The sequence below is a fragment of the Nonomuraea rhodomycinica genome, assembly GCF_013363995.1.
In the GTDB taxonomy this organism is placed as follows: Bacteria; Actinomycetota; Actinomycetes; order Streptosporangiales; family Streptosporangiaceae; genus Nonomuraea; species Nonomuraea rhodomycinica.
This window is the reverse complement of the sequence record NZ_JABWGO010000004.1, coordinates 167,579-178,843: the sequence shown is the minus strand read 5'-3', so window position 1 is coordinate 178,843 and position 11,265 is coordinate 167,579. Positions and strand designations below refer to the sequence as shown.

General features: G+C 73.3%; 13 protein-coding genes and 1 pseudogene. 6 read left to right on the top strand and 8 right to left on the bottom strand.

Features of this window, described 5'->3' with window-relative positions:
* Positions 1-59 precede the first annotated feature (59 nt).
* From HT134_RS19510 to HT134_RS19500, 3 genes are all read left to right on the top strand, one after another.
* Positions 60-518: a hypothetical protein gene (locus tag HT134_RS19510; RefSeq protein WP_175601853.1), complete on the top strand. Its 459-nt coding sequence runs from the start codon at positions 60-62 to the stop codon at positions 516-518.
* A 194-nt stretch (positions 519-712) separates the two neighbouring features.
* Entirely contained in the window at positions 713-1,606 is an 894-nt protein-coding gene (locus HT134_RS19505; protein WP_246364783.1) for a LysR family transcriptional regulator, read from the top strand.
* 336 nt (positions 1,607-1,942) lie between these two features.
* The gene (locus tag HT134_RS19500; protein ID WP_175601851.1) at positions 1,943-3,133 is read left to right on the top strand and encodes a serine hydrolase domain-containing protein; all 1,191 of its coding nucleotides are present in this window, start codon (positions 1,943-1,945) and stop codon (positions 3,131-3,133) included.
* Positions 3,134-3,407: 274 nt separating this feature from the next.
* On the opposite strand, the pseudogene HT134_RS48105 reads toward HT134_RS19500, so the two are convergent.
* From HT134_RS48105 to HT134_RS19475, 6 genes and pseudogenes are all read right to left on the bottom strand, one after another.
* Positions 3,408-3,548: pseudogene (locus tag HT134_RS48105) on the bottom strand (type II toxin-antitoxin system prevent-host-death family antitoxin); the annotation flags it as partial.
* Between the two features lie 22 nt (positions 3,549-3,570).
* Positions 3,571-4,038: a VOC family protein gene (locus tag HT134_RS19495; protein ID WP_175601850.1), complete on the bottom strand. Its 468-nt coding sequence runs from the start codon at positions 4,036-4,038 to the stop codon at positions 3,571-3,573.
* 95 nt (positions 4,039-4,133) lie between these two features.
* A complete protein-coding gene (locus HT134_RS19490; RefSeq protein ID WP_175601849.1) occupies positions 4,134-5,387 on the bottom strand; it encodes an RNA polymerase sigma factor in 1,254 nt (417 codons plus the stop codon).
* 8 nt (positions 5,388-5,395) lie between these two features.
* Complete coding sequence (locus tag HT134_RS19485; RefSeq protein ID WP_217708146.1) at positions 5,396-5,731, bottom strand: YciI family protein; 336 nt, start codon at positions 5,729-5,731, stop codon at positions 5,396-5,398.
* Between the two features lie 117 nt (positions 5,732-5,848).
* The gene (locus HT134_RS19480) at positions 5,849-6,445 is read right to left on the bottom strand and encodes a YdeI/OmpD-associated family protein (protein ID WP_217708095.1); all 597 of its coding nucleotides are present in this window, start codon (positions 6,443-6,445) and stop codon (positions 5,849-5,851) included.
* Positions 6,446-6,536: 91 nt separating this feature from the next.
* A complete protein-coding gene (locus tag HT134_RS19475; protein ID WP_312888242.1) occupies positions 6,537-6,911 on the bottom strand; it encodes a DUF427 domain-containing protein in 375 nt (124 codons plus the stop codon).
* 201 nt (positions 6,912-7,112) lie between these two features.
* Between HT134_RS19475 and HT134_RS19470 the strand changes: the two genes are divergently transcribed.
* Both HT134_RS19470 and HT134_RS19465 read left to right on the top strand, forming a co-directional pair.
* Positions 7,113-8,267, top strand: coding sequence for a YncE family protein (locus HT134_RS19470; RefSeq protein ID WP_175601846.1), 1,155 nt, complete (start codon positions 7,113-7,115; stop codon positions 8,265-8,267).
* 119 nt (positions 8,268-8,386) lie between these two features.
* Positions 8,387-8,899, top strand: a complete 513-nt coding sequence (locus HT134_RS19465; RefSeq protein ID WP_175601845.1) for an NUDIX domain-containing protein — start codon at positions 8,387-8,389, stop codon at positions 8,897-8,899.
* On the opposite strand, the gene HT134_RS19460 is transcribed toward HT134_RS19465, so the two are convergent.
* The gene (locus HT134_RS19460) at positions 8,851-9,429 is read right to left on the bottom strand and encodes a TetR/AcrR family transcriptional regulator (RefSeq protein WP_175601844.1); all 579 of its coding nucleotides are present in this window, start codon (positions 9,427-9,429) and stop codon (positions 8,851-8,853) included. The genes HT134_RS19465 and HT134_RS19460 overlap by 49 nt on opposite strands.
* Positions 9,430-9,488: 59 nt before the next feature.
* Here HT134_RS19460 and HT134_RS19455 point away from each other — a divergent pair, with 59 nt between their 5' ends.
* A complete protein-coding gene (locus HT134_RS19455; RefSeq protein WP_175601843.1) occupies positions 9,489-10,634 on the top strand; it encodes an FAD-dependent oxidoreductase in 1,146 nt (381 codons plus the stop codon).
* Here the strand turns inward: HT134_RS19455 and HT134_RS19450 are convergent.
* Positions 10,631-11,215 carry a TetR/AcrR family transcriptional regulator gene (locus HT134_RS19450; protein WP_175601842.1) on the bottom strand — a complete coding sequence of 195 codons (585 nt, stop codon included), beginning with the start codon at positions 11,213-11,215 and terminating at the stop codon, positions 10,631-10,633. The genes HT134_RS19455 and HT134_RS19450 overlap by 4 nt on opposite strands.
* Between the last annotated feature and the right edge of the window lie 50 nt (positions 11,216-11,265).

Below are 11,265 nucleotides of genomic sequence, written 5' to 3'. Positions count from 1 at the left end.
TCAACATCGGCCTGGCTACCTTCGCGGTGTCCAGTACGACGAGCACCAAGGAGAACCCGATGCGAACGCTCAACACGATGGTCCTCGGTGCGGCGGTCGCCGCTGCGGCTCTGACCGCGGGCTCCCCCGCGCAGGCCTCCGTCCAGACCAGCGCCCAGACCTCCCCCACCACCGTCACCACGGCCGCCGCGGCGGCCGGCTCGACGGCGATGTCCTGCCGTGAGGTGCGTGTGTACCGTCCGGAGATGCGCAAGGGACACGTGGCCGCGACCGGCTGGGCGATAGGCTGCTCCCGCAACCAGCGCACCAAGATCATGCTGCAGCGCAAGCGCTGGTGGGGCTGGCAGAACATCTCCAGCGCCTCCTGGTACGGAGCCGGCAAGAAGACGTTGTACAAGGGCTGCAAGCGGGGGACCGTCTTCACCTACCGCCTGCAGGGCCAGGTCAGCTACTACGCAGGAAGCAAGTACGTCGTCCACAACGGCTGGAGCCCCAAGATGCGCGCGAAGTGCCCGTGACGCGCTCCGTCCGCCACCCCGTGCCGTGAGGCGTTGGAGTCGCAGGGAGACGGCCACCGCGTGATCATTCGGAGTTCGTGAGCGGAGGCGTCGGCGACCAGGCTCACCGGCGTCCTCCGCGCAGGGGCGCGCTCGGCGCGCGTTTCGAGCGTCCGTCCGACGGCGGAATGCCGTCCGCGGCGGTGCTGGTTGGGATGTGCGTGGAGTTGCGTCAGTTGCGGACCTTCGAGGCGGTCGTGCGGCACCGGACGGTGACGGACGCCGCCAACGCCCTGGACCTCGCCCCGTCCAGCGTCTCCGAGCAGATCCGCGTCCTCGAGAAGTCCCTCGGCGTGACGCTGTTCGACCGGACGCCGAGGGGGATGGTGCTGACCGGGGCCGGGCGGCGGTTGCAGGGCTGGGCGCGGCGGCTGCTCGACCAGGCGGAGCAGGCGCGCCGCGAGGTGGCCGGGCGGCCGGAGGACGTCCGGCTGGGGGCGCTGGAGACGATCGTGGCCGCGTGCGTGCCGCGTGTGCTGGCCAGGCTGGCCGAGCGGCGTCCCGGCCTGCGCGTGGAGGTGCTGCCCAGCGTGAGCCGCGACGACCTGCTCGCCGACGTGATCGCCGGACGGCTGGAGGCGGCGCTGCTCCTCGACACGGGCGAGGCCCTCGGCGACCTCGGCTTCGCGCCGCCGCCCGCGCCGCTGACGTTCCTCGACGTCGGCTCCGTGCCTCTCGTGCTGGTGGCCGCGCCCGGCCATCCGCTGCTCGGCCGGCCCCGGGTGTCCCCGGACGACCTGTCGGGCGAGCGGCTGCTGGTGAACGCGCCGAACTGCTCGTTCCTCATGGCCGCCGACCGGCTCATCGGCCCCGGCCCGGAACGGGTGCAGGTGGGCGGGGTGCAGGTGATGCGCGCCTGGGCGGAGCAGGGGCTCGGGATAGCGCTGCTGCCGGGGTTCGCGGTGTCCGCCGCGCTCGGGGCGGGCACGCTCGGGCGGCTCGCGTTCCCGGCGCCCGGCCTCAGCCTCCGCCTGGTCTGGCACGCCGACCGCGAGGCGACGCTCCCGGGGCTGCGCGACGTGCTGTACGCCGCCGGCACCCCGGGCTAGCCGTCCTCCTTCGCCTCGTCCGAGGAATCCGCCTCCGTCCGAGGGAAGCCCCGCGGCATCCGTTCCTTCCCGCGGACTACTCCTCACGTCGTAGTCCGGCGGGCCGGTGCGCTCGCGGCGGTAGCGGCGGATGACTTCGCCCGACGGACGCCCCCGGGCGGCGGCCCGGCGATGATTGCCGATCGTGAGGGTCCCCGGTCGGTGCATCAGGGGGCACGCGACGTCGGAGTCGCGCGGGCGGAGTCCCGTCGCAGTCATCGATCATGAAGGACGGATGCCGTGAGGATTCGGCTGGTGACATGTGTGAGCGTGGCCGGGCTGAGTGTCGTAGCGGGAATGGTGACAGCGGGTCCCGCGGCCGGGGGGACGGGGGTCGTGCCGGCCGCCGACACGAGCCCGCCGAGCACTCCCGATCCCGCGCCGCTGAAGTCCGCGCTGGACGACATCCACCGCGCGGGAGTGCCGGGCGTGTACGCCGAGGTGCGCGATTCCGGCCGGGTGTGGCGCGGCGCCTCCGGGGTCGCCGACCTCGAGACCGGCCGTCCTGTCAGGCCCGGCATGCTGCAGCGGGTCGGCAGCGTCACCAAGACCTTCACCGCCGCCGCGGTCATGCAGCAGGTGGAGAAGGGCCGGATCCGGCTGGACGACCCGATCAGCCGCTACCTGCCGAAGCTGGTGCCGGGCGAACGCGGCAAGAAGATCACGGTGAAGATGCTGCTCAACCACACCAGCGGCCTTCCGGAGTACCTGCCCTACGCGTTCCCGTCCCTTGCGAAGTTCCCCTCCGTGCCGGACATGTCGCCCAAGAGTCTGGACGACAACCGGTTCAGGCGGTTCAGCCCGGCGGAGCTGATCGACATGGCGCTCAAGGCCCCCGCCGCCGGAGCTCCCGGAGAAACCCCGGGGACGTACACCAACGCCAACTACCTCATCCTCGGCCTGCTCCTGGAGCGGGTGACCGGCACCACGGCCGAGAGGTACATCACCGAGAACGTCATCGAGCGCGCCGGGCTCCGGCACACCTCGTTCCCGACCGGGCCGCGCATCAAGGGGCCGCACCCCCGGATGTACGAGTCGATGCTCGGCCTGCTCGACCCGCCGCGCGACTACAGCGTGTACGACATGTCCTGGGTGGGCACCGGTGCCGCCCTGGTCTCGACCATGGAGGATCTCAACCGCTTCTACGGCGGGCTGCTCGCCGGCGAGATCGTCAAGCCGTCATCGCTGGCGCAGATGCAGCGCACGGTCAAGGTCTACTCCCAGACCGGCGAGAAGATCGACTACGGTCTGGGCCTGCAGGTCATGTCCACGGATTGCGGCACCTTCTGGGGCCACGACGGCTCCGCCTGGGGCGCCGGAACGGCGTCGTGGAGCAGCGCGGACGGCAAGCGGCAGATGTCCGTCGCGGTGAACCTCGCGCGGTGGAACAAGCCGGATTCTTCCGGTAAGCCGCAGCCGCACGCCATCGACGGCGCGATGGCGGCCTTCCACCAGCAGGCACTGTGCGGTGACGAGAACGCCTCGTAGGCCGGCACCGCGGTCCGCGCCTCCCCACGTGGTTCCTCCGGGCTGCGTTGTCCCCTGCGGCGTCATTCCCCGCGCGGCGCAGGCGTCGCAGCGCCGCGTCGATGGACTCGCCGCTCCCTTCGGCCACGGCGGCGCCGTCGGGGGCCCGGACGACAGCCGAGAAGACCCCCTGGAGGCGGCTCAGCACGACGGTGTGGCCGTCGCGCAGCAGATCCTCCGGAACGAGCCGATGCTCACGGGCTTCCTGGCCGGCCAGTGTGCGGGCGGCGACCAGGGCCGCCACCGGGGTGCGGTGGCGGGTGAGCAGCAGCGGGCCGTCCTCGTACGGGAGGGTGGCCTGCCGTACGAGGTCGCCGAGCTTGCGGCGGGCCGTGGACAGCGGCAGGGCCGCCAGGCCGGTCAGCGGCCCGGACACCCAAAACCGCCAGGGGGCAGGGCTACTCGCCGCCCTCGGTGCCGAAGCCGTCGAGCGCCTCGCGCTCCTCCAGGCTGAGCGTCTCCTGGAAGACCGTGATGTGCAGGTCAGCCGGCGCGTCGAGCCGCGCGTTCAGGGACTGCCACGGGGTGAGCGTGGGCGGCGCGACCTGCTCGGCCCCGGCCGCCACCAGCCGGTCCGTGGTGGCCTGGGCGTCGTCCACCTCGAACGCGACCCGGATCGTGGGCGCCACCTGCCGTCCCACCTCGACCTCGTCGATGTACCGCTTCTGGGCCGGGTTCGCGATCTCCAGGGTGGCCCGGCCGGCGTCGAGGATCGCGACCCGGGCGCCCCCGTCGCTGGAGAACGCGGCCTGCTCGGGGAGCCCCAGAACGTCGCGGTAGAACGCGAGCGCGGCCTCGTAGTCCTCGGCCTCGACGACGAGACGGAGCTGGCGGACGGGCGGCGGGGTGCCTTCGGGGGCGGTCATGAGGGGCTCCTGTCAAAAGCATGGCCAAACGTGTCGCCTGAACCAACCGCCGGACCGGCCGCTCCCTTCCCGCCCGCCGCGACGAAGTCACCCGTTCATCGGCCTTCCTCGGCGGCGGCCAGGCGGCGCCGCAGGTGGGCGCGTTCGGGCTCGCTCCCCGCCGCCTCCAGAGCGGCGCGGTAGGCGGCGGCGGCCTCGGGGCGGCGGCCGAGCCGGTGCAGCAGGTCGCCGCGCGCCGCCAGGTACGGGTGGTACCCGCGCATCCGCGCCTCGCCGGCCAGCTCCTCCAGCAACGCCAGGCCCGCCTCCGGGCCGTCGCGCATGGCCACGGCCGCCGCGCGGTTCAGCGCGACCACCGGGGACGGGTCCAGCGCCAGCAGCACGTCGTACAGGGCCACGACCTGCGGCCAGTCGGTCGTGGCCAGGTCCGCCGCCTCGTCGTGGAGCGCCGCGATCGCGGCCTGCACGCCGTACACGCCGGGCGGGCCGCCGCTCAGCGCGGTGACCACCAGCGCCGCCCCTTCCTCGATCATGGTCCGGTCCCAGCGGCTCCGGTCCTGCTCGTCCAGCAGCACCGGCTCGCCGCCGGGACCGGTACGGGCGTCGCGGCGCGCGTGGACCAGCAGCGACAGCGCGAGCAGCCCGGCGACCTCCCGCTCGGCGGGCAGCAGCCGGCGCAGGATCCGCGCCAGCCGGATCGCCTCCTCGGCCAGGTCCGGCCGTTGCAGGTCGGGACCGGAACTGGCCGCGTACCCCTCGGTGAAGATCGAGTAGATCGCCTGGAGGACGCCGGGCAGCCGCTCCGGCAACTCGTCGGCGCCGGGCACGCGGAACGGGATGCGAGCCTCGCGGATCTTCTTCTTCGCCCGGACGATCCGCTTGGCCATCGTCTGGACCGGCACCAGGTAGGCCCGCGCCGCCTCCGGCGTGCTGAGGCCCGCGAGGCAGCGCAACATCAGCGCCCCGCGGTCCTCGGCGGGCAGCGCGGGGTGGGCGCAGGTGAAGAACAGCCGCAGCCGCTCGTCCGGCAGGTCGCGCAGGTCGTCGTGCGCGTCGGCGGGCGGCGCGTACGCGGTGCGCTCCGCCTCCACCTGCAGGACGGCCAGCCGGGCGGCCAGGGCCCGGTCGCGCCTGAGCCGGTCGACCGCCTTGCGCCGCGCCGTCGTCATCAGCCACGCGCCCGGCTTGGGCGGCACGCCCTCGACCGGCCAGTGCTTCAGCGCCGCCTCGACGGCGTCCGAGGTGACCTCCTCGGCGAGGTCGAGATCGCCGAAGCGGCGCACGAGCGCGGCCAGCAGCCGGCCGCGCTCCTCCCGGAAGACCGCCTCCACCGCCTCCACCTCACGCATCGGCGATCTCACATGCCGAAGTCGGCGACCGGGCGGACCACGATCGAGCCGCCGCCGCGCGCTCCGGGGCAGCGGGCGGCCCAGTCGAGCGCGACGTCGAGGTCCGGCACGTCGATCACGTAGAAGCCGCCCAGGACCTCTCGCGTCTCGGCGTACGGCCCGTCGGTCACGCTGCGCTCGCCGTCCCTGCTCACGCGCACGGTCGTGGCGGTCACCAGGTCGGCCAGCGACTCGCCGGACACCCAGACGCCCGCCTCCCGCACGGCCTGGTCGTAGGCCATCCAGTCCTCGACGGTGCAGGCGTCGTCGTCCTGGGCGGAGGTGCCGGCGTTGATCAGCAGCATGTACTTCACGGTGATCCCCTCTCGGGTGGAGTCGTCGTGCGGCGGGGCCGCCGCACACCATCACCACGAACGGCGCCCGGCCGGATGGACACGACCCCTCGACGAATTCTCTCCGGTTCAGCGCATCTTCTCCCCCGCCGCCAGCCTGGCGACCATCCTGTCCAGGCGGGCCGCCCGCGTCCGCGGCGTGCGCGCCGTCATGAGCGGCAGGATGACCAGGTACCGGTCGCTTCTGCCGAGGGTGTGGAAGAACGCCTTCGCCCGCTCGTCCCGCTCCAGCGCCTCGGCCAGGTCCTCCGGGACGGTGGTGTTCCGCGGCGACTCGTACGCGGCGTCCCAGCGCCCGTCGGCCTGGGCCGCCAGCACCGCGGCCAGGCCCGGCGGGCGCATGCGCCCCGCGGCGACGAGCTCCTCGACCTTGGCCACGTTCACCTTCGACCACACGCTGCGGGAGCGGCGCGGCGAGAACCTCTGCAGGAAGGACGCCTCGTCGCAGGACCGGGTGTGGCTGTCGATCCAGCCGTAGCAGAGGGCGACGTCGAGGGCTTCGCCCCGCGTCACCGTCACCTCGCCCGAGCCCTTCTTGGCGATCCTCAGCCAGACGCCGCCGGGCGTCTCGTGGTGCTCGGCCAGCCACGCCTCCCACTGTGCGGCGTCCTCGAACGTCATGACGTCCGCGCCGGACGGGGGCGGGGTGGCGGATCCTCGCGGCATGGATGTTCCCTTCGTCGTGCCTGCGGTCGTGCCCTGTGACGGGAACGCTAGGAGGCATTGAGGAAGGAACGGTTCCTCGACGAGACCGGACTCAGGACGGTTCGACCGTGAGGCGGACGCGGTCCGGGTAGAAGGCGACGTGGCCCTTGATCTCGCCGACCGCCTCGTAGGGCTCCTCGTACGTCCAGATGGCGTCGCCCACCTCGCCCTCGGGGGTGACGATGCTGTAGTAGGACGCCTCCCCCTTGTACGGGCAGTACGTACGGGTGTCGCTGCGGCGGATCAGGCCCGGGTCCACGTCCTCGATCGGGATGTAGTGAACCGGAGGGTAGGCGGCCTCGGACAGGACGAGGGGGCGAGTGGTGTCTGCGACGACCCGCTCACCGACGCGGACGACGACGCGGGTGGAGGCCGCCTCGACCGTGATCGGATGATCGGGACCGGGGATCTTGACGTCACGGGGCACCGGGCGTCTCCGTTCTCTGCGGGCCTTTCCGGGGAAGGGGCGGCGCCGTGAGGCCGTCCCGCCACCACTATGCCCGACCGGGACCGCGGCCCCGTTCCCGCGGTCGCGGGCGGCGCGCATGTCATCCCTTGGCCTGCTCCGATCGTGTCGTTGACCTCGGGATCGGCCGGTGTCGCGGCGCGCCTTTCTAGGCTGACCGGCATGCGACTGCGGCGGATGACGAGCATGCTCGGTGCGGCCGCCGTCGCCGTGGCCTCCTGCGGTGCGCCGCCCGTCCCCATGACGCCGGCCCGGGAGCCCGCGCCGCCGCTGTGGTCGCCACCGCGTCGGCAGCACGCGCAGGCACCCGCGCGCACGACCCCGACCGACGTCTACGCCCACGACAGGCCGGGGATGCTCGCCCCGGCGGTCCGGAACGTGACCCCTCGCGTGTACGTCCCCAACAGCGAGTCGGGCACGGTGGACGTGATCGACCCGCGGACCTTCCAGGTCGTGCGCCACTTCCGGGTCGGCAGACTGCCCCAGCACGTCGTGCCCTCCTGGGATCTCAGGACGCTGTGGGTCAACGAGAACGAGGGCAACCGGCTCACCCCCATCGACCCGGTGACGGGCCGGCCCGGCAGGCCGGTGCCCGTGGACGACCCGTACAACCTGTACTTCACCCCCGACGGCTCGTACGCCCTGGTCATGGCCGAGCGCAACAACCGCCTCGATCTCCGCGACCCCCGCACGATGCGCCTGGTCCGCTCCCTCCCCCTGCCGTGCCGGGGCGTCAACCACGGCGACTTCACCGCCGACGGATCCGTCTTCCTGGCCAGCTGCGAGTTCTCCGGGCAGCTCGTGGCGATCGACTGGAGGCGCGCCCGGGTGCGGAAGGTGATCGGGGTCGGGGCGGGGAACATGCCGCAGGACGTCAAGCTCTCGCCCGACGGCCGGCTCTTCTACGTCGCCGACATGATGGCCGGCGGCACGTGGATCGTCGACGCCGCCACCTTCCGGCGGGTGGGCTTCCTGCGCACCGGCAAGGGCGCGCACGGCCTGTACGTGAGCAGGGACTCGCGCTCCCTCTACGTCTCCAACCGGGACGAGGGGACCGTCTCCGTCGTCTCCTTCGCCCGCCGCGAGGTGGTCGACCGGTGGCGGATCCCGGGCGGCGGCTCGCCCGACATGGGCGGGGTGTCGGCGGACGGCAAGCAGCTCTGGCTGTCCGGCAGGTACCACGGGGTCGTGTACGTCTTCTCCACCGCGACGGGCGAGCTGCGACACACGATCAGGGTGGGCCGGGGGCCGCACGGCTTGTGCTTCTTCCCCCAGCCCGGACGTTACTCCCTCGGCCACACCGGCGTGTTCCGATAACGGGTCGCCCGGCTCCCGCCAGGCCCCGTGACGCGCGTACCGGACCGCGCTCATCCCTCGGCCGCGCGTTACACCATGGGCTCGAGACCCACGAGCACGGGGCGGAGAAGGAGAGAGCCATGAAGGTGATCGCGCGGCTGTGGAGGTCCCTGGGAGGACGCCTGCAGTGGCGTCTGATGTGGCTGAAGCACGCGACGTTCATGGTCGGCGTGACGGGCGTCGTCCGGGACGGCGAAGGGCGCCTGCTCCTTCTCAGGCACCGGCTGTGGCCGGAAGAGCGCCCCTGGGGGTTCCCCACCGGCTACGCGAACAGGTCGGAGACGTTCGAGGACACCGTCGTGCGCGAGGTCCGCGAGGAGACCGGCCTGACCGTCCGGGTCGGCCGGCTCGTGCGGCTGGTCAGCGGCTACCGGCTGCGGGCGGAGGTGGCCTACGAGGCCGTCCTCGTCGGCGGGGACCTCACGATCGACCCCTTCGAGGTGCTGGAGGCGGGCTGGTTCTCGCCGGACGAGCTGCCCGAGGGCATGCAGAGGTCACACCTGGAGCTCCTGGAGCTCCTGGAGCCCCTGAAGCGGCCGGCGGGTCACGGCCCCTGCTCGGTGTGTCCCGCGCAGCCGTGCACGATGACCTGAACCACGTCCCGGACGACGTCCCTGGTGACGCTCCCCGGCGGCGCGCTGACCAGGGTGAACAGCGCGCCCCCGTACAGCGTGATCATGGCGGGGATCCGCTCGCGCGGGATGGCGAGGCCGAGCTGGTCGTGGTGCCCGGCCGTGACCTGTATCGCCGTGTCCTGCAGGCCCGCCAGCGCGGCGGCCAGCGCCGGCCGGCGGGCGCCCTCCAGGTGCAGTTCGAAGATCGCCAGATAGCGGCGGCGCAGGGTGGTCGCCGCGGTGAGCAGCGAGTCCGTCAGCATGTCGGCCAGCGTCGCGGGCCGCTCGACGGCCCGGTCGGTGTCGGCGTGGTGCAGCTCCAGGATGCGCTCGGCGGCGGCCACCAGGAGCGCTTCCCGGCTGCGGAAGTAGTTGGAGGCCGTGCCCGGCGGCAGGTCCGCCGCCTTCTCCACCGCCCGGTGGGTCAGTCCGTGCACACCTGACGACGCCAGCAGGTCGATGGCGGCGTCGGCGAGGGCTCGGCGGCGGGCCGGATTCGTGGGCGGCATGCCCACATGCTACCAATACCCGTACTAGTACGATCGTAGTGAATGAGCCGGGAGGTCTCATGAGGATCGCGGTGGTCGGAGCCGGGCTCGGAGGAGTGGCGGCGGCGGTGGGGCTGCATCGCCAGGGCCACGAGGTGACGCTCTTCGAACGGGGCGCCGAGCTCCGGGAGAAGGGCACGGGGATCGTGGTCATGCCCAACGGGCTCCGCGCGCTGGACACGCTGGGGCTGGCCGACGACGTTCGCCGGCGGGTCATGCACGCGACCCACGGAGGGCTGCGCGACCGGCACGGACGGCCGCTGCTGATCACCGACATGGCCGGGGTGCGGCGGGAGATGGGGACGCCGGCCATGATCGACCGGGCGGAGCTGCACAGGGCCCTGCGCGCCCCGCTGCCCTCAGCTCTCGTACGGACCGCGACCCCGGTCGAGCGGCTGGACCCCGACCCCACCGGCGTGACCGTGATCAGTGACGGCGAGCCCGTCGCGAGAGCCGACGCCGTGGTCGCGGCCGACGGCAGCGGCAGCCGGCTGCGCGCGCAGCTCTTCCCCGGCCACCCCGGCTTACGGCGGACCGGCCGGATGGACCTGCGCGGCATGCTGCCCCGCCCGGCCGACCTGGAGCCGGACCTGCTCGTCAGCCAGCTCGTGGACCGGCGCAACGGGGCGATGTTCGGCCTGTTCCCCGTCGGCGAGGACCAGGTGTACTGGTTCACCGACTCCCTCCTGCACGGCCCGCCGCCCGGCGCGGAGGAGGCGCGCCGGGAGATGCTGTCCCTGATGGCCGACTGGCATCCGCTCGTCCCGGCGCTGATCGAGGCCACGCCGCCCGAGGACGTCTACGTGGACCCGATCGCCCGCCTCGCCGAGCCGCTGCCCTCGTACGCGGCCGGCCGGATCGCGCTGCTCGGCGACGCCGCGCACGCCATGTCACCCGACCTCGGCCAGGGCTCCAGCCAGGCCTTCGAGGACGCGGCGGCGCTGACCCGCCACCTGAGCGGCGCCGAACCGGTGGACGCGGCCGAGCGGCTCCTGCGCTACGACGCCGAGCGCCGGCCCCGCGCCAACCGCATCCTGCTGGCGGCGGCCCGGCAGTCGCGGATGACCTCCCGCACCGGGATCAGCGCGTGGCTGCGCGACATGCTGCTGCGCGCCGTGCCGCCCCGGCTGGCCGCCCGCCGGCTCGCCGCCCTCTGGCACGCCTAGGACGGCGCCCGAAGGGCCAGCAGGCGATCGACCAGCGTGTCGGCGTCGGCGGCGGTGAGCGGGCCCATGCCGAACAGGCTGCGGATGTACATCGGGGCCAGGATGTGGTCGAGGATGTCCAGGCCCTCCGGCGGCTGCTCACCCCGCTCGCGGGCGCGGTCGAGCATGGCCTGCAACTGGCGTCCGCGCTCGGCCAGGAACGCGTCCCGCGCCTGGACGCCGTCCGGCCCCGCCGTCGACAGGGAGATGACCAGCCGCAGCGCGGCCAGCCCGTCAGGGCCGTTGACGTCGCGGGCCACACCGGCGGCGTAGACCCGCAGGTCCTGCTCCAGGCTGCCCGTGTCGGGGACGGGGGAGGCCGTGGTGAGCCGCGTGATCGCGACGTCCATGAGCAGCGCCTCGAGGGTGCCCCAGCGGCGGTAGACGCTGGTGTCGGCCACGCCGGCGCGGGCGGCGACGTCGCCGACGGTGAAGCTGCCGTAGCCGCGTTCGGCGACCAGGTCGGTGACCGCCTGGTGCACCGCGGCGCGGACCCGGGCGCTGCGTCCGCCGGGTCGCCGGGCTCGCTGCTGTTCCGCCATGCCTCCCACCTTAACGCAGCTTCCACTTGCGTTTGCGCATGGCGCCGCCC

What these genes read in the sequence shown, in the direction of transcription:
- HT134_RS19510 (WP_175601853.1), top strand. Translation starts at nt 60, where the DNA reads ATGCGAACGCTCAACACGATGGTCCTCGGTGCGGCGGTCGCCGCTGCG.
- HT134_RS19505 (WP_246364783.1), top strand. Translation starts at nt 713, where the DNA reads ATGTGCGTGGAGTTGCGTCAGTTGCGGACCTTCGAGGCGGTCGTGCGG.
- HT134_RS19500 (WP_175601851.1), top strand. Translation starts at nt 1,943, where the DNA reads ATGGTGACAGCGGGTCCCGCGGCCGGGGGGACGGGGGTCGTGCCGGCC.
- HT134_RS19495 (WP_175601850.1), bottom strand. Translation starts at nt 4,038, where the DNA reads ATGACCGCCCCCGAAGGCACCCCGCCGCCCGTCCGCCAGCTCCGTCTC.
- HT134_RS19490 (WP_175601849.1), bottom strand. Translation starts at nt 5,387, where the DNA reads ATGCGTGAGGTGGAGGCGGTGGAGGCGGTCTTCCGGGAGGAGCGCGGC.
- HT134_RS19485 (WP_217708146.1), bottom strand. Translation starts at nt 5,731, where the DNA reads ATGCTGCTGATCAACGCCGGCACCTCCGCCCAGGACGACGACGCCTGC.
- HT134_RS19480 (WP_217708095.1), bottom strand. Translation starts at nt 6,445, where the DNA reads ATGCCGCGAGGATCCGCCACCCCGCCCCCGTCCGGCGCGGACGTCATG.
- HT134_RS19470 (WP_175601846.1), top strand. Translation starts at nt 7,113, where the DNA reads ATGCGACTGCGGCGGATGACGAGCATGCTCGGTGCGGCCGCCGTCGCC.
- HT134_RS19465 (WP_175601845.1), top strand. Translation starts at nt 8,387, where the DNA reads ATGAAGGTGATCGCGCGGCTGTGGAGGTCCCTGGGAGGACGCCTGCAG.
- HT134_RS19460 (WP_175601844.1), bottom strand. Translation starts at nt 9,429, where the DNA reads ATGCCGCCCACGAATCCGGCCCGCCGCCGAGCCCTCGCCGACGCCGCC.
- HT134_RS19455 (WP_175601843.1), top strand. Translation starts at nt 9,489, where the DNA reads ATGAGGATCGCGGTGGTCGGAGCCGGGCTCGGAGGAGTGGCGGCGGCG.
- HT134_RS19450 (WP_175601842.1), bottom strand. Translation starts at nt 11,215, where the DNA reads ATGGCGGAACAGCAGCGAGCCCGGCGACCCGGCGGACGCAGCGCCCGG.